The organism is Thermobaculum sp. T2p, assembly GCF_059335935.1.
In genome coordinates this window covers 1-16029 of sequence record NZ_JANZYQ010000034.1, presented here as the reverse complement: position 1 = coordinate 16029, position 16029 = coordinate 1, and the positions used below count along the sequence as shown (strand labels likewise).

Annotated in this window: 20 protein-coding genes, 1 tRNA gene and 1 other annotated feature; of the genes, 11 read left to right on the top strand and 10 right to left on the bottom strand. The window is 48.4% G+C overall.

Features of this window, described 5'->3' with window-relative positions:
* Positions 1-284 precede the first annotated feature (284 nt).
* Genes N2245_RS13415 through N2245_RS13405 form a run of 3 tightly spaced genes read left to right on the top strand, consistent with a single transcriptional unit; the run spans position 285 to position 3785 of the window.
* Complete coding sequence (locus tag N2245_RS13415) at positions 285-1118, top strand: sugar phosphate isomerase/epimerase family protein (RefSeq protein ID WP_494537223.1); 834 nt, start codon at positions 285-287, stop codon at positions 1116-1118.
* A gap of 52 nt (positions 1119-1170) precedes the next feature.
* Positions 1171-2205: a Gfo/Idh/MocA family protein gene (locus tag N2245_RS13410; protein WP_494537222.1), complete on the top strand. Its 1035-nt coding sequence runs from the start codon at positions 1171-1173 to the stop codon at positions 2203-2205.
* A complete protein-coding gene (locus N2245_RS13405; RefSeq protein WP_494537221.1) occupies positions 2202-3785 on the top strand; it encodes an FAD-dependent oxidoreductase in 1584 nt (527 codons plus the stop codon). Before N2245_RS13410 ends, N2245_RS13405 begins: the two co-directional genes overlap by 4 nt.
* Before the next feature lie 5 nt (positions 3786-3790).
* Here the strand turns inward: N2245_RS13405 and rdgB are convergent, their stop codons facing one another.
* Positions 3791-4399, bottom strand: a complete 609-nt coding sequence (gene rdgB, locus N2245_RS13400) for an RdgB/HAM1 family non-canonical purine NTP pyrophosphatase (RefSeq protein ID WP_494537220.1) — start codon at positions 4397-4399, stop codon at positions 3791-3793.
* A complete protein-coding gene (locus tag N2245_RS13395) occupies positions 4386-5249 on the bottom strand; it encodes a diacylglycerol/lipid kinase family protein (RefSeq protein ID WP_494537219.1) in 864 nt (287 codons plus the stop codon). The genes rdgB and N2245_RS13395 overlap by 14 nt, the downstream gene beginning before the upstream one ends.
* Before the next feature lie 144 nt (positions 5250-5393).
* On the opposite strand from N2245_RS13395, the gene N2245_RS13390 reads away from it, so the two are divergent.
* The 8 genes from N2245_RS13390 (at position 5394) to N2245_RS13355 (ending at position 12262) form a co-directional block, all read left to right on the top strand.
* A complete protein-coding gene (locus N2245_RS13390; protein WP_494537218.1) occupies positions 5394-5792 on the top strand; it encodes a CBS domain-containing protein in 399 nt (132 codons plus the stop codon).
* Positions 5793-5798: 6 nt separating this feature from the next.
* Entirely contained in the window at positions 5799-7022 is a 1224-nt protein-coding gene (locus N2245_RS13385; protein WP_494537217.1) for a DUF2851 family protein, read from the top strand.
* A gap of 89 nt (positions 7023-7111) precedes the next feature.
* Entirely contained in the window at positions 7112-7561 is a 450-nt protein-coding gene (gene rplI / locus N2245_RS13380; protein WP_494537216.1) for a 50S ribosomal protein L9, read from the top strand.
* 1 nt (position 7562) lies between these two features.
* Entirely contained in the window at positions 7563-8903 is a 1341-nt protein-coding gene (gene dnaB / locus N2245_RS13375; protein WP_494537215.1) for a replicative DNA helicase, read from the top strand.
* Between the two features lie 16 nt (positions 8904-8919).
* Positions 8920-9762, top strand: a complete 843-nt coding sequence (locus N2245_RS13370) for an ATP-binding protein (protein ID WP_494537214.1) — start codon at positions 8920-8922, stop codon at positions 9760-9762.
* Between the two features lie 78 nt (positions 9763-9840).
* Complete coding sequence (gene cdaA / locus N2245_RS13365) at positions 9841-10641, top strand: diadenylate cyclase CdaA (protein WP_494537213.1); 801 nt, start codon at positions 9841-9843, stop codon at positions 10639-10641.
* Between the two features lie 2 nt (positions 10642-10643).
* Complete coding sequence (locus N2245_RS13360; protein WP_494537212.1) at positions 10644-11546, top strand: hypothetical protein; 903 nt, start codon at positions 10644-10646, stop codon at positions 11544-11546.
* Positions 11543-12262, top strand: coding sequence for a CdaR family protein (locus N2245_RS13355; protein ID WP_494537211.1), 720 nt, complete (start codon positions 11543-11545; stop codon positions 12260-12262). Before N2245_RS13360 ends, N2245_RS13355 begins: the two co-directional genes overlap by 4 nt.
* A 64-nt stretch (positions 12263-12326) precedes the next feature.
* Here the strand turns inward: N2245_RS13355 and N2245_RS13350 are convergent.
* The 8 genes from N2245_RS13350 to rpmG all read right to left on the bottom strand — a co-directional run bounded on the left by N2245_RS13350 (position 12327) and on the right by rpmG (position 15916).
* Positions 12327-12400: transfer RNA gene (locus tag N2245_RS13350), tRNA-Pro, on the bottom strand.
* Positions 12401-12477: 77 nt separating this feature from the next.
* Positions 12478-12879, bottom strand: a complete 402-nt coding sequence (gene rplL, locus N2245_RS13345; protein WP_012875758.1) for a 50S ribosomal protein L7/L12 — start codon at positions 12877-12879, stop codon at positions 12478-12480.
* A 39-nt stretch (positions 12880-12918) separates the two neighbouring features.
* Complete coding sequence (gene rplJ / locus N2245_RS13340) at positions 12919-13458, bottom strand: 50S ribosomal protein L10 (RefSeq protein WP_494537210.1); 540 nt, start codon at positions 13456-13458, stop codon at positions 12919-12921.
* Positions 13459-13475: 17 nt separating this feature from the next.
* Positions 13476-13631: a sequence feature (ribosomal protein L10 leader region), on the bottom strand.
* 11 nt (positions 13632-13642) lie between these two features.
* On the bottom strand, positions 13643-14371 hold the full coding sequence (gene rplA, locus N2245_RS13335) for a 50S ribosomal protein L1 (RefSeq protein ID WP_494537209.1): 729 nt from the start codon (positions 14369-14371) through the stop codon (positions 13643-13645).
* A gap of 62 nt (positions 14372-14433) precedes the next feature.
* Complete coding sequence (gene rplK / locus N2245_RS13330) at positions 14434-14856, bottom strand: 50S ribosomal protein L11 (RefSeq protein WP_012875761.1); 423 nt, start codon at positions 14854-14856, stop codon at positions 14434-14436.
* A 24-nt stretch (positions 14857-14880) separates the two neighbouring features.
* Positions 14881-15489 carry a transcription termination/antitermination protein NusG gene (gene nusG, locus N2245_RS13325; protein ID WP_494537208.1) on the bottom strand — a complete coding sequence of 203 codons (609 nt, stop codon included), beginning with the start codon at positions 15487-15489 and terminating at the stop codon, positions 14881-14883.
* A 31-nt stretch (positions 15490-15520) separates the two neighbouring features.
* Positions 15521-15751 carry a preprotein translocase subunit SecE gene (gene secE, locus N2245_RS13320; protein ID WP_494537207.1) on the bottom strand — a complete coding sequence of 77 codons (231 nt, stop codon included), beginning with the start codon at positions 15749-15751 and terminating at the stop codon, positions 15521-15523.
* The gene (gene rpmG / locus N2245_RS13315; protein WP_012875764.1) at positions 15752-15916 is read right to left on the bottom strand and encodes a 50S ribosomal protein L33; all 165 of its coding nucleotides are present in this window, start codon (positions 15914-15916) and stop codon (positions 15752-15754) included. It lies immediately after the preceding gene.
* Between the last annotated feature and the right edge of the window lie 113 nt (positions 15917-16029).

Here is a 16029-nt window from a genome sequence, read left to right as displayed (position 1 = left end):
TGCCACTTATTGCTACCCAGCTCCTGCCGATTAACATCACTCCTTTCAAAGATATATGGTTTCTGAATATTAATATTTGTGAGGAGGGTTGTCAATTGCTATTTTGATATGATCAAGTTCGAACTGCCACTTTCCTCCTGCTAACATTGTATATAAACCCGTTTTGCCGTCAGGTCAAGTATTGTCATCCAAATTCTAACCAAATACTGACATTGTTGCTCATATAGGGCATAATTGACGTCGAAATCGTGCGCTGCTGCAATCCTAGCATGGAGTATAAGGTTATGTATATCGGAGTGTTGACAGCTCCAATTCGTGAAAAACCGTTATCGGAAGTAATCTCCTGGGCATCTTCCAACAATATAGCTGGTCTAGAGGTAGATGTAAGCTCAGGTTCTCACCTAGATGCAACTACCGCTGGAGAGGTGGTAGTAGAGAACACCCTAGAACTGCTCAAAAAGCATAATGTCAAGATATCCGCATTAGCCGCCTACACAGCCCTGACAGGCACAACTCCTGAAAAGATCGAGATCAACCGCAAGTTTCTAGAGAGAGCCATAGCCCTAGCAACACGACTTGGTGTTGACACGATATGTACCCTGGGCGGCTTCCCCTCCACAGGGAAAGATCGATTCAGGACAATAAAAGAGGACCTGGCTTACATCCTCAAACCACTACTTGAACGCGCCCAACAGCACAACATACGCATCGCACTCGAGAACTGGTACGCTACTAATCTCCAAAATCTAGACCATTGGGTAGCATTGTTCGAGGCTCTTCCAAATGAAAATCTAGGACTCAACTTCGACCCCTCCCACCTAGCTTGGCAGGGTATAGATCCAATCGGAGCCATATACGAGTTCCGAGATCGTATATTTCACTTTCACGCAAAGGATGTAACAATAAACCCGTCTCTCCGATCACGAAGAGGTATATTAGGAGAGGGATGGTGGAGATATGTCCTCCCAGGATACGGAGTTCTGCAATGGGGGGAGATCATAGGTGCCCTTAGAGATATCGGCTACGACGGTGCCATCTCTATCGAGCACGAAGACAGAGCCTTTCCTACTGAAGAAGGCTTTATCAGAGCTTCCAGGTTCCTATCGGAATTGATCTGATCAAACTATGTGATCACAAAATACAGGTAAGTGGAGGAGGATCCATAAGAAGATGCAAGAAGGGCAAGCCAATATACGTGTAGCGATGATAGGATGCGGAGCCGTAGCCAGGTGGCACGCCTCTACCCTATATCGTATTCCGGGAGTAGAGATCGTAGCCCTGGTTGACCCTAGTCAAGATAACCTCAATGCCATGGTCAAGTGGATTCCCCAGCTGTCGAATGTCCCCACTTTCTCAGGACCAGAGGAGATGTTCAAGGCTATCGCTCCAGACGCCGTGGAGATCTGTACTCCGCACACCCTGCATTACGAGCACGTGGTCATGGCTCTGGAGCAAGGAGCTCATGTCCTGTGCGAAAAACCCCTAGCTTGTAGCGTGGAACATGCTCAGGATATCAAACAGAGAGCCCAAGACACTGGTAAGGTCGTTATGGTTAGCTACCAAAGACGACTCGACCCAGGCTACAACTACATCAAGAATGCCATAACTAACGGGGAGATCGGAGATATACAGACTATCTCTGTGATCTGCTGTCAGGCATGGAAGAAAGGCACTACAGGCACCTGGAGACAGAACCCAGAGCTTTCCGGGGGCGGTATGCTCATGGACAGTGGCAGTCACCTGGCAGATGTGCTGCTCTGGTTAACTTCACAACCTATAGAGAGTGTATACTCCACTGTGGATAATTGTGACACCCCGGTTGATATAAACAGTACCAGCACGATCAAATTCACCAATGGCATACAGGCTCAGTTTACTGTCAATGGAAATCTACCAATCACTTGGATAGAAGAAGTACTCATAGTAGGTACCGAGGGCATACTAAAGTACGAAAGTGACCCACAGCACCCATGGAGAACCGGCAGAATAACCCACACCAAGGATGGCAACTTGATCCAGCCTCTAAGGCTTCAGATGTATTCTAGTCCAGATGAGGCTTGGATAGCTGCCATTAGGGGCGAAGGAGAAAATCCATCACCTCCTGACGCCGGGGTAAGGGTGGCAGAACTGACCGCTGCCATCTACGAATCTGCTCGTACAGGTCAAGCTATAAAGATATCAGGCACATCGCCAGTAGAGCGATGAAGGAGCTTAAGACCGATATCCTGATAGTAGGTGGAGGGCTGGGGGGAGTAGCTGCTGCGCTCTCAGCTCTCCGCATGGGCAGGAAGGTTCTACTCAGCGAGGAGACCGATTGGCTGGGAGGTCAGCTTACTTCTCAGGGCGTGCCTCCTGATGAGCATCCCTGGATAGAGGCCACGGGTTGTACGGCAAGCTACAGGCTCCTGAGAACCAAGATCAGAGATTACTACAGGCGCAACTATCCACTATTAGCATCCCCCAAGCAAGATCCCTACCTCAACCCAGGCAAAGGCAACGTTAGCGCCCTGTGCCACGAACCCAGAGTGGCCCTGGCCGTGATTGAGGAGCTCCTATCTCCCTACCATGCCACAGGGCGACTGACAGTGCTCCAGGAACACAGGCCAGTGGCTGCCGAGAGCGATGGGGACACCGTGCGGTCGGTCACTCTGGAAGCGCTCAGGTCTCAGGAGAGGTTACAGGTACATGCCGACTACATACTGGATGCCACAGAACTAGGTGATATCCTCGAGCTGGCAGAGATAGAGCACGTGATAGGAGCTGAAAGCCAGGCACAGACCGGCGAACCTCATGCCCTGGAGGGTGATCCCAATCCCCTGGACCAGCAGGCCATTACCTGGTGCTTTGCGCTGGACTTCATCGAGGGTGAGGACCACACAATAGACAAACCCTCTGAATACGACTTCTGGAGGAACTACCAGGCCTCTTTCTGGCCTGGCAAGCAGTTGGGCTGGACCGACGTGCATCCCCAGACCTTAGAGCCCAGAACTCACAAGCTCTTTGATCCCCAAAGTAACTTTGACCTCTGGAGGTACAGGCGGATCTTCTTTCGAGGGCACTATCCAGAGGGTGCCTATCCCAGCGACATCACCCTAGTCAACTGGCCACAGAACGATTACTGGCTGGGGCCCATCGTAGGAGTATCCCCACAAGAGAGAGACTTCCACCTACATCAGGCACACCAACTGAGCCTGTCACTGTTGTACTGGATGCAGACTGAGGCTCCCAGGCATGATGGTGGCTATGGCTATCCTGAGCTGAGGTTACGCGGGGACGTGCTTGGGGCCAATAGACTGGCCAAGCACGTGTATGTGCGTGAGAGCAGGAGGATAAAGGCAGAGTTCACGGTGCTGGAGCAACATGTGGGTGTGGAGGCCAGGGGCAAGCTACGAGGGGCAGAGGCTTTTGCCGACTCCGTAGGAGTGGGAAGCTACAGAATAGACCTGCATCCCAGCACCGGCGGCAGAACCTATATAGATATAAGCAGCTATCCCTTCCAGATACCCCTTGGAGCCCTGATCCCTATAAGGGTGGAGAACGTACTACCAGCCTGTAAGAACCTGGGTGTAACTCACATCACCAACGGTTGTTACAGGCTGCATCCTGTGGAGTGGAACATAGGAGAAGCAGCTGGAGCTCTGGCTGCCTACTGCCTGGAGCACGGCCTCACACCAAGGGCAGTCAGGAATATGCAGCAGCACCTGGCAGACTTCCAACACATGCTGCAGAACAAGCTTGGCTTCCAGCTGGCTTGGCCAGAGGAGATACGCATCATACCCAAATAGAGCTTCTATAGCTTATACAAATTGTGCCTTATCCAGTCCACAGCTAGCTGAGCAGCCCTAGCTCTATGGCTCACCCTATTCTTTTCCAACAGATCCAGCTCAGCAAACGTCTTCCCAATCTCAGGCAAGTAGAATATAGGATCGTAACCAAAACCATGGCTACCCCTAGGATGATCGATGATTACTCCCTGTACCTCCCCCCTGAATAAGTGCTCATCCCCATAACGGTCGATAAGTGCTATAACACACACGAACCGCGCGCTCTTGTTGGGTGACGAGGTCTTGTTCAACCTCTCTATCAAAAGCTTATTTCGCTCCGCATCAGATATCTGCTCTCCGGCCCAACGTTTAGATCTTACACCTGGTTCTCCTCCTAGAGCTTCTACTTCCAACCCTGAATCATCGGCAAGGGATGGGATGCCAGTCATATCCCAACAATACCTGGCCTTGATTAGAGCATTCTCCTCAAAAGTACTGCCTGTCTCCTCGGGAGCCTGCTCAATTCCGACATCCCTCATAGAGACGATTTCTATCCCAAGACCACTCAGTAACTCCTGATATTCAGCCAGTTTACCAGGGTTATCTGATGCTATGAGCAGCTTACTCAACCTCATCACCGACCTTTACCGCTAATGCTTCCCGAACAACCTCAAACCTTTCAGTTTGGAACTCGTCCAGTTCACCATCTACGCTAAAAGGCATAACTGGTTCAGAGTGTATCTCAACAGAAGATGCCTGCTTGTAAAACACAGCCTCAGAATCAAGGTGACTACCTATAAGTATTCTCGGCAATACTGGAGCCAAAGACAATAACTGCTGATCCTTTATCCCCACGATATCCATCAAGCCATCATCTAGTTGTGCCAGGGGAGCCAAAGGGATCCCTCCTCCAGAGTACTTCGCATTTGCGACTGTAAGGTTTAGCAGTCTGAGATCTACCACCTCTCCATCCAACTTAAGGGTTACATCGTAACGAGGCAAATCTCTGAGCACCTCTATCGATGCCCTCCAGTATGAGAGCACGCCTTTCTTCCCAGTCTGCTCCTCAACTCCTTGTGCTATCTCCCCAGAGAAACCACCATTAGCCTGGTTTAGGATAGTCCTTTCGCCAGACCTGATAAGATCTATCCTCTTTACCTTGCCATCTACGGCCACCTTTATGGCATCCTCCAGATCAGTCGATACACCAACTGTCTTAGCAAAGTCGTTACAAGTTCCAAGAGGAAGAACGGCCATAACAGCACCTGAACCTGACCTGAAGATAGCATTTGCCACGCTGCTAAGCGTACCGTCTCCCCCAGCAGCGATTACCAGATCTGACTCGGCTATTTTGGCATGCGATTTTTCTAGAAGCCCTATATCAACGAATTCCGGAAACAACCCGTAGTCAGCAAAATATTGCTTGATCTCATCACGGGCTCTAGCTGTTCCACTCTTACTGTTAATAAAAACGATCGCTCTCAAGCACAACCTCTCTAAAGAGATTTCTGAATCTACTCAAAATTATGATCTATATTAGATAATTAGCAAAAGAGCCTTTTGGTGCTATAATTTTGCCCTATCTCTGCAGAGACATAAACTAATAGCCAATCTAGTAAGGACGAGAACATGCTTGCAAGAGACATAATGACCACTCCGGTTGTCACCGTTACTGCTGATATGAGCATAAGAGATCTAGCTAAGATTCTTACCGAAAAAGGCATCAGTGGTGCCCCCGTGGTAGACAACAGTGGCCGTGTAGTAGGTATAGTCAGCGAAGCGGATGTGATAGCCAAAAATGGATTCACGGTAGCAGATGTAATGCAGAATCAGGTCATCTCAGCAAGCGAAGACACCCCAGTAGAGGTTATCTGTAGTCTTATGACAAACAACAAGATCAACAGAGTTCCCGTCTTATCAGGGGACAGACTAGTCGGAATAGTCACACGTGCAGACATAGTTAGGGCTATAGCCAAGGGCTATATAGAAGCAGGTATGCAAGCAGATAAAACTATTCAGAGTGCATAGCTTAACTTGCCTAAAGCTAGTGATCATCCTATAGATGAAAAACTTCTATGGAAACTATGGCAAGCTGGTAAAATTCCCAGTCACTGCTTAACCTCGAACTTAGCTCCAATACAAATTATCTCTAGAGGTAGATGGAGTGGGGGCTACGGCCCTGATTTTAGAGACGCTCTTATACTCCTAGGTAACAAGCAATTACTTCGAGGAGACATCGAGCTCCACGTAAGGATGTCCGATTGGTACAGACACAACCACCAGTCAAACCCACTTTACGAAAATGTCATACTACACGTTGTCTGGGAGCTGGATGTACCATCCCCTTCAAAATATCCATCCTTGGAACTATCACGTTTTATGACATTTGAAGAATTACTTATAGCTGGCCATAAGGTCGATCTTACAGAGAACCCATGTGTGAGGATAAGCCAAAATGACCCCGAAGCATTAAGATCGACCATTGATTCTGCTGCTGACGAACGTTTTGAGGGTTGGTGCAGAAGATTTGAAGGAGATCTATCTTATGAGCATAGCGACCAGGTCATATACGTCGCCCTCATGGAATCTCTGGGATATTCAGCCAACAAACTTCCATTTAGACTATTAGCCGAATCCATCCACGTAAAGACATTGCTGGGGCTAACTCCTGGGGAAATTTTTGACCTACTTTACACTTCTTCCGGATTGGCAGGCAACTCTGAGGGAGCAGTGATATCCAGCTACCAGTGGAACCTTGCGAGGATGAGGCCACTCAACCATCCTAGGCGTAGGTTAGCTGGAATGGCAGAGATACTTCACAGAGCATATACGGAGAGTAATAGCCTGTCTGATTACCTGCGTGTGAGCTCAAAGTCCTATATCACACTTGTCAAAAAATTAGTGGTATTCGACTCCCGAGGTATAGCTCTTATAGGTCGTGGCAGAGCGATGGAGATGATAGTCAATGTAGTGCTACCTTTCAACGTCGCGCTAGGAAGACATACAGAGGACCAGCAAATTGAGTCTCTCGCGACTCAGATTTGGCAGGAGATCCCACTGCTACCCACCAACAAAATAGACAGGCTAATGCGGTCTAACTTAAAGCTCCAGAATCCCAGCAAGCTTATATACAAAGCAAGACATCAACAGGGATTACTACAAATTTATAAAAAGTTCTGCCGCTATCAGATGTGTGCTCATTGCCCGTTAGGTAAACTAGCTTCAGATCACACAACCCAGATCCTTGACGACAGATAAAAACTCTACGTACCATTTCGTGAAGGTTATTGCAACTGGACACATATAAACCTTAGTATTTCATTTGCCCGACTGGAGGATAAATAGAAATGAAAGTAGTACTACTCAAGGACGTCCCAGGTGTAGGTAGCGCCGGGACAGTAAAAGAGGTAGCAGATGGGTATGCACGCAACTTCCTGTTACCACGCAAGCTAGCAGCTCCTGCTACTCAAGCAGCCCTCAAGCAAGTGGAGCAGATCAAGGCAGCTGAGCAGAGGCGCCAGGAGAAAGCAGAAGCCCAAACCGCAGAGCTTGCCAGCAAGATCAATGGGCAAGAGTTGCAATTCAAGGTAAGGACCGGAAGCGAAGGCAGGCTCTATGGATCGATAACTAATGCTGATATAGCCGAGGTGCTTTCCAGGCAGATCGGTGTAGAGATAGATAAGCGCAAGATAGTTCTCGAAGAACCTATTCACATGATAGGTACATTTGAAGTGCCAGTTAAGCTATCTTCTAACCATACACCAAAGATAAAAGTAGTAGTGGAATCGGAGTCCTAAATTGATAGAGACGCTGGAGAAGCTACCACCACATAGTATAGAAGCTGAGCAATCACTTCTGGGTAGCCTCCTGCTGGATCGAGATGCGATCATAAAAGTCGCACCTTTCCTTAGACCTGAAGACTTTTATAGAGAGGCTCACGCTCGCATATATGAAGCCATACTCGATCTATATAATAGGCGTGAGCCTCCCGACCTAGTCACCATTCATGAAGAACTATCGCGACGAGGATACGCAGAGGAAGTAGGCGGAGCCAGTTATCTAACTTGGCTTATGAACTCAGTACCTACCAGCGTCCACGTTGAATACTACGGGCGCATAATAGAGAGAACTGCGATCCTTCGCAGACTGATATCAGCCGGTAGCGAGATTGCCGGTCTAGGCTATGAAGAAGGGTTAGAGGTTGACGAAGCCCTTGACAGAGCAGAGCAGATACTCTATCGCGTTGCTCAAAATCGGAGTACCAAAGACTTTATATCTCTCCGAGACGCTCTGGCAGAGTTCTTCGACAAGCTGGACTACCAGCATCAACATAGGGGTGAAATAGTCGGCATCCCCACAGGATTCAGAGATCTTGACCAACTGACAGGAGGACTACAGAGATCCGACCTTGTTATAGTGGCTGCAAGACCTAGCGTAGGTAAAACTGCTTTTGCCATGTGTATGGCAGCCAACGCGGCAATCAAACACAACGTACCCGTAGGTATATTCAGCCTGGAAATGAGTGCTGAGCAGCTCGTGCTCAGACTGCTGGCTATGGAAACCGGAATTGACTCTCATCGCCTTAGGATGGGCTTCCTGGATGATGAGGAGTGGGATAAGCTCATACGAGCTATTGGCAGGCTCTCGGAGGTGCCGATATTTATAGACGATACATCCGCAGCCTCATCGCAAGAGCTGCGCAGCAAGGCACGCAGGTTGCATGCGCAGAAAGGCGTACAGATGATAGTCATAGACTATCTGCAACTTATGCAAAGTGGCAGGACAGATAACAGAGTCCAAGAAATATCTGAGATCAGCAGAGGGCTCAAGGGATTGGCCAGAGAACTCAATATACCGGTCGTAGCACTATCCCAGCTAAGCAGGGCCGTGGAACAACGGCAGGATCATCGTCCACAGCTGTCAGATCTTCGAGAATCAGGTAGCATAGAACAAGATGCAGATGTTGTGATGTTTATATATAGAGAAGAGATATATAACCCTGAAACCGACAAAAAGAACATAGCTGAGATACATGTTGCAAAACATCGCAACGGACCCGTGGGTATAGTGCCCTTGCGCTTTTTTAAGGACACTACCAGGTTTGCAGACCTGGAGACCTTCAGGGAACCAGATATTTAGCGTTTGGGTGATATATATGGCCAGAGAACTAAGTGAAATACTCAAAGAGCTCTCTAAGAAGATACCCAAGAATTCCTATAATCCAGTGGCTTTGCCAAAAGAGCTCCTAGAAGAACAGACTAAAAAAAACGAAAACGACTGCCCTATATGTGGTGGGGTAGGATGGCTCAGGCTTGACGTTCCCGTAGATCATCCCAACTTTGGTAAGCTGTGGCCATGCAAGTGCTACTCACGAAGAAAAGAGGAATTAATGCGCAAAGAGCTCGAAGAGCTCAGCAATATGAGCCACTTGAGGCAGAAGACTTTCGATAATTTCGACCCGTCAGTACATCCATCAGCGGCCACAGCGTTCGAAGCCACCAAACAATACGCTGAAAACCCACATGGCTGGATCATGCTGTGCGGACCATGCGGCAGCGGTAAGACTCACTTGGCTGCTGCTATAGTAAACTATTCTATAAGCGTCCGCCAAAGCAACAGCCTGTTTATGATAGTACCGGATCTGCTGGATTACTTGAGAGAGACTTTCAACCCCAAATCCGATATAACCTATGACGAGCGTTTCTTGATGATTCGAGAGGTACCTTTATTGGTTCTGGACGATCTCGGTACTGAGAATGCTACAAGCTGGGCAAGAGAAAAGCTCTACCAACTGATAAACCATAGATACAACTCTCAAATGCCTACCGTGATCACTACTAACCAGCCGCCTGAGGCCATAGACGATCGTATCCGATCCAGGCTTTCTGATACCAGGTTAGTTATGCACATAGTATTGGACGCGCCAGACTACAGGTATCAGCAGGGTAAGCACCCTCCCACCAGAAAAAGTCAACGGAAAGTATACGCCTGGCCCTAGAGCACATACTTATACACGCTTCCATAAATTGATATACTGCTACAAGTAGAGTTTCGTCCCTTATGGAGCAGCTTCAGCGTGACCGAAGTAATAGGTCGCACAAATCATATCAGTCCTTTACTGTCGATAATAGACATCCTAGTAGTAGCGGCCATATTCTATTGGATACTAGGACTCGTTAAAGGCACAAGGGCTGTACCAGTACTTAGAGGATTAGCCATAATCCTGGTATCTTCTGTAGCGCTCCTGATAATTTTCCAAATTACGCCCTTCAAGCTCCGAGCTCTGGACTTCCTGCTTCAAAGAGCACTACTCCCAGGATTCGTAGTAGCTATCCCAGTTATATTCCAGCCGGAGCTTAGGAGGGCTTTAGAGAGAATAGGCACATCCACTACATTCTCAGCCCTCTACAGCCATTCTGAAACAGATGAGATAACTAAGTTGGCCCAAAACATAACAAAGGCTGTAACCGATCTCGCAGATAGAAGAATAGGTGCGCTTATAGTCATTGAGCGAGAGACAGGACTTGAGGATATAGCAGACACAGGGACAAGGATCGACGCCTGTGTAGATCCAGGACTGCTCGAAAGCATATTTATGCCCAACGGGCCTCTGCATGACGGAGCCGTCATCATCAGCCGAGGCAGGATAGTCGCAGCTGGATGTGTGTTACCCTTAAGTGAGAACATGAGGGTACTGGGAGAAAGAGGAACAAGGCACAGAGCGGCCCTGGGTGTAACCGAGACCTCTGATGCAATAGCAGTGGTGGTCAGCGAGGAAACAGGTGTAATATCTGTAGCCCAAAATGGCAGGTTACTGAGCAACTTTACTGAAGAGAGGCTGATGAGGTTCCTCACAGCAGCTCTCAAACCTAGTTAGATATGAGCACAAGTCTTAGATACTCCAATAAAACCCATATTCCCGCCTACCTTTGGGTAGGAGCTGTATGGATAGTCCTTGCTGAGGTACTACTCTTCCTTAAAGTAGAACCCGTACCCACCTTCTTCACGCCTATAGTATGGACCGGCTATATATTGCTGGTTGATGGGCTAGTCAAGGTCAAAACTGGCAAATCTCTTATAACTACCAGACCCAGCTTGTTTCTTATTATGCTACCCTGGTCCATAATTACGTGGCTAGTATTCGAAGGTTACAACCTGCATCTAAGAAACTGGCAATATTTCGGACTCCCTCAAGACATCACCCTGAGGCTCCTAGGATACATATGGGCATTCGCAACAATAATTCCAGGAGTACTTGAGTCAGCTGACTTCGTCAGAGCTTTCCTAGCTCCAAGAGTAAGGATCAACGAATGGATGCCAAGGCAAAAGTTACTGACTTTATCTATCGTATCAGGAGCTCTATGTTTGATCCTACCTCTACTGATGCCCCAACGAGTGGCAAGCTACATGTTTGCACTTGTCTGGATCGGATTTATCCTGCTGCTCGACCCTGTACTGTACATACTAAACGCGCCTTCCATCATTGGTGACCTAGTAAAAGGCAGGACGACGCGTCTAATAAGCCTGCTTATCGCTGGAGTAATAACCGGAGCGCTATGGGAATTCTGGAACTACTGGGCTGAGGGCAGGTGGAAGTATACCATTCCCTACCCTCTGAGTGCAGGACCTCACTACTTTGAGATGCCTTGGCTAGGTTTCTTTGGTTTCATCCCATTTGCTATAGAGTTGTTTGATCTTACAAGCTTGCTAATGCTTTTCTTAAATAAAACAGGTATCTACCCAAGCAATAAAGTTGATACTCAAGATATACTATCTCTATGAAGGAAGTTCCCTGGAGAAGGATCTTCGTAGCTACGAAGATCCCCAGCTCCAAGCTTGAAGCTATATCTTCCAGATTACCTCGGGCAGCCATAGCCTTAGGCATGGCCATACTGCTATGGCTATATGTCACCTCCACAATAGATACCCAGCGGATACTTTACCCTGCAGTCGAGGTAGAACTCCGTAACCTCCCTCCGGACATGGTACTGGTTAGTAGGGTGCCTACCGTGACTGTAACCATACAACCACTTAGTCCCGTACTAGGAGGACAAATAGACAGGCCCAGAGCTTACGTGGATCTATCCGGGGTAGGTCCCGGAGTACATACTCTCCCAGTACAGGTTGAGGGATTACCAGGAGCACAGATCGTAGATGTCTCACCGAGAAGAGTAAGAGTAATTCTTAGAAAGATACTCTCTAGAAAGTATCCAGTACAAGTCCAGATTAGTCCTCAAGGGATAAACACAAATAGTAAGCTCAAGTTCACTATAGAGCCCAAGGAAGTGACCGTCAGCGGGACTATGAACCAGCTAACAAGAGTACAAAAGGTAGTAGCTAACATCAACCAGCAGACCCTGAACCCTGGGACGGAGATAACAGCAGAGGTACAAGCTTACGACGAAAACAACAAAGTAATCGATAGTGTGACTATTGATCCCCAGCAGGTAAAGATAAGGATAACGACGCAAGAAACACCCACTCCATCCCCATCCTAAAAACCAAACTGGTAACAAATAAGGGCTTGAAGCAAATAGCTTCAAGCCCCTGCACGATTTGAGGTCGGGGCGAGAGGATTTGAACCTCCGACCACCAAGCCCCCAGCTTGGTGCGCTACCAGGCTGCGCCACGCCCCGGCAATCAGATTATACCAAACCCAAGGTGCCGAATTACAAGTGGAGGGGGACCCCCTCCACTTGTCGACACAGAAAGGCTACTTCATCTCAGCCTTGGCACCAGCCTCCTGCAGCTTAGCAACTGCTGCCTGTGCCTCTTCCTTAGATACGCCTTGCTTGACGGGAGCTGGGGCAGACTCAACCAAGTCCTTAGCCTCCTTCAGGCCAAGGCTTGTTAGCTCACGCACCGCCTTGATAACAGCAATCTTGTTGGCTCCTACATCGGTGAGCACGACATCGAACTCAGTCTGCTCCTCTTGCTCCTCAGCGGGAGCAGCGGCACCAGGCGCAGCAGCTACACCAGCTGCAGCTACAGGGGCAACCGCGGTGACACCGAACCTCTCCTCAAGAGCCTTTACCAGCTGAGAAAGTTCCAAGACAGTCATGTTCTCTATAGCTTGAATGATTTCTTCCTGGGAAAGCTTGTTCTCTACAGCCATCTTCCTAACCTCTCCTTTATGTTCAAGACTAATTATATTCTAACCGGCAGCTTCAGCCGGAACACCACCAAGCTGATCTATTCGTGCTTGCAACACGTAAGCTATAGAAGCTACTGCGGCGTTAAGCACTCCTACCAAGTTGGCTATTGGAGCATTCAATCCTCCCACCACCTTGCCAAGCAATACCTCTCTAGGCTCTATGTTAGCCAGATCATTTACAGCCTCAGCCGATATGACTTTGTGCTCAAGCACACCAGCCTTGACGCTGAGAATCCTGGTGGACCTGGCAAAGTCGTTTATGACCTTCGCCACTACCGTGGGGTCTCCAAAGGATACTGCTATAGCTGTTGGCCCCTCCAGGTAGGGATCCAGCCCATCTATACCCGCTGCCTTAGAGGCTATACGGGTAAGGGTGTTCTTAGCAACGTGAAACTCCGCATTAGCCTCACGCATCTTTCTACGCAGCTCATTCATCTGAGCCACGTTCAGCCCCCTATAGTCCGCAAGTATTACTGCGGACGATTTGCTCAGAAGCTCCTGCAGCTCGGCTACAGCAGCCTCTTTCTGAGGATTGGGCATTTCAGTCTTCACCTCCTTTACAATAAAGTAAGCCCCTACCTGCTTGAGACAGGCAGGGGCTTACCACCACACACTTGGTATATACCTTTTACCCACTCCCCTTGCCTCGGCTGGCGATTAACATTAAGCGCTCGAAGCGCACCAGCTGTCTCAGGCAGGCAATGCTTGCAAATTATAGCATTAACTATGCGGCCTTGGCTTCGGCCTGAGCCTCTGACACATCCACCTGAACACTAGGACCCATTGTACTAGTCAGGTAGATACTCCTAATATAGGTACCTTTGGCACCAGAAGGCTTAGCTTTCAAAACGGCATCCATGAGAGCATCGAAGTTCTGCCTAAGCTGTTCCTCTGTAAAGCTGGCCTTTCCTATAGGTACATGCAGTATGCCAGTACGGTCGTTACGGAACTCGACCTTACCCTTACGTATCTCCTGTATTGCCCTAGGCAGGTCCTGTGGCTGGACTATAGTTCCACTTCTAGGGTTGGGCATCAAGCCCCTTCTACCCAGTATTCGACCAAGCCTACCAACCTTGGCCATCATATCAGGAGTAGCCAAGGCAACATCGAAATCCAACCACCCTTCGTTTTCAATCCTGCGTATAAGATCGTCAGAGCCAACATAATCAGCACCGGCTTCTTGAGCTATTCGCTCGGCCTCACCCTGCGCAAAAACTAGTATCCTGACAGGTTTGCCGGTACCAGCCGGAAGAGTCACGGTGCCTCTCACCTGCTGATCAGCATGTCTAGGATCTATCCCCAACCTTAGATGAGCTTCGATAGTAGCGTCAAAATTAGCTGTCTTGGAAGCAGTTTCCTTTACGATCTTTATCGCTTCCTGTGGGGAATAAACCTTCGACTCATCAACTAGCTTAAGAGCCTCTAGATACCTCTTGCCTCTCTTCTTAGCCATTTCTTATACCTCCGTGGTAATAGCGGGATTACCCTCCCACAAAATATATGCAACGTTATACCTTATACTACCTCTATACCCATACTACGAGCAGTACCCTCTATCATCTTCATAGCATGCTCTACATCGTAGGCGTTCAGATCCTTCATCTTAAGCTCAGCAATCTCTCTAATCTGGTCTCTGGTAACACGACCAACCTTTTGGCGATTGGGAACACCTGAGCCCTTTTCGATTCCAGCAGCCTGTAATAGAAGATTAGCAGCAGGTGGAGTCTTTGTAACAAATGTAAAGGACCTGTCTTCGTAAACCGTAACCTCTACTGGTATGATCTGCCCAGCCATAGAGGCCGTCCTCTCGTTATACTCCTTGACGAACTGGGGGATGGAAACCCCATGGGGGGCGAGAGCCGGACCAATTGGCTGGCCAGGAGTTGCCTTACCAGCAGGTAGTTGAAGCTTTACAACTGCTTTTACTTTCTTAGCCACTTTGCACTCCCAAGAAAAGATCTATTATGGAACTATCTTCTCAACCTGAAGGAAATCCAGCTCAACAGGTGTTGGACGCCCAAATATACTAATCAACACCTTGACCTTTCCCTTCTCTTCATTGATCTCGTCCACAGTTCCCTCAAAGTCCGTGAAAGGACCATCCACAATCCTGACCGCCTCTCCAAGCCTGAGGCTCATCTTAACCTTTGGAGGCTCCTCGCTCATACGCTGGAGGATCTTCTCAACCTCCTTCTCATCAAGAGGAGTAGGCTTAGTACCAGAACCAACAAATCCAGTCACACCAGGGGTATATCTGACAACATTCCAGGCTTCATCATCCATTCGCATCCTGACCAGCACGTAACCAGGGAAGACCTTCTTCTGCACCTTATGACGCTTACCCTCTCTAATCTCTATCTCTTCCACCGTGGGCACAATTATGTCTCGTATTCTATCCGACATGCCCATGGTCTCGACCCTGTGTTGAAGGTCTCTCTTTACCTTATCCTCATAGCCGCTATAGGTATGAATAACATACCACTGGAAGCCATCCTCTTCTTGTTCCTGAGCAATGGCTTCTGCTTCTACCGGCTGTGACTGCTGGTTCTCGAGCACCGAATCGTTACCCACTAGTAACCTCCAAGTATCTCACCCCTGGTTTCTATATGCCGCCTATCAAGCGGTACAACCATAGAAATATGCCATCTACTATAACCCCTAGAAAAATGGCCATAGACACTGACAGGACTATCACTACTATCGATAGTCTGATTACCTCATCCCTAGTCGGCCAGGATACCTTTCTGATCTCGGCTCTGGTATCTTCATAGAACTTTGAAAGATTACTTCGAAGGCGAGGGAAGAACCCTCTCCTGACCTTGATAGCTTTCACTTACCGAGTCTCCCTATGAAGCGTATGCACCCTACACCTTGGACAATACTTTCTAAGCTCCAGACGACCAGGATCATTTCGTCTGTTTTTTTCAGTTAGGTAGTTACGCTCACGACATTCCGTACATTCCAAGGTTATCAGTTGTCTATCAGCTTTCTTAGGCACTTTGCCACCTACCTACAAACATTTGTTATCATTCACGACCTGGCCCGAGCTGAGCTCAGCTCGGGCCAGTATTTTACATGCTTAAGTATACCTTACTCTAGGATTTGGGTGAC

What these genes read in the sequence shown, in the direction of transcription:
- N2245_RS13390 (WP_494537218.1), top strand. Translation starts at nt 5,394, where the DNA reads ATGCTTGCAAGAGACATAATGACCACTCCGGTTGTCACCGTTACTGCT.
- rplJ (WP_494537210.1), bottom strand. Translation starts at nt 13,458, where the DNA reads ATGCCCAATCCTCAGAAAGAGGCTGCTGTAGCCGAGCTGCAGGAGCTT.
- N2245_RS13355 (WP_494537211.1), top strand. Translation starts at nt 11,543, where the DNA reads ATGAAGGAAGTTCCCTGGAGAAGGATCTTCGTAGCTACGAAGATCCCC.
- N2245_RS13415 (WP_494537223.1), top strand. Translation starts at nt 285, where the DNA reads ATGTATATCGGAGTGTTGACAGCTCCAATTCGTGAAAAACCGTTATCG.
- N2245_RS13410 (WP_494537222.1), top strand. Translation starts at nt 1,171, where the DNA reads ATGCAAGAAGGGCAAGCCAATATACGTGTAGCGATGATAGGATGCGGA.
- rplI (WP_494537216.1), top strand. Translation starts at nt 7,112, where the DNA reads ATGAAAGTAGTACTACTCAAGGACGTCCCAGGTGTAGGTAGCGCCGGG.
- rplL (WP_012875758.1), bottom strand. Translation starts at nt 12,879, where the DNA reads ATGGCTGTAGAGAACAAGCTTTCCCAGGAAGAAATCATTCAAGCTATA.
- N2245_RS13405 (WP_494537221.1), top strand. Translation starts at nt 2,202, where the DNA reads ATGAAGGAGCTTAAGACCGATATCCTGATAGTAGGTGGAGGGCTGGGG.
- rdgB (WP_494537220.1), bottom strand. Translation starts at nt 4,399, where the DNA reads ATGAGGTTGAGTAAGCTGCTCATAGCATCAGATAACCCTGGTAAACTG.
- N2245_RS13360 (WP_494537212.1), top strand. Translation starts at nt 10,644, where the DNA reads ATGAGCACAAGTCTTAGATACTCCAATAAAACCCATATTCCCGCCTAC.
- rplA (WP_494537209.1), bottom strand. Translation starts at nt 14,371, where the DNA reads ATGGCTAAGAAGAGAGGCAAGAGGTATCTAGAGGCTCTTAAGCTAGTT.
- N2245_RS13370 (WP_494537214.1), top strand. Translation starts at nt 8,920, where the DNA reads ATGGCCAGAGAACTAAGTGAAATACTCAAAGAGCTCTCTAAGAAGATA.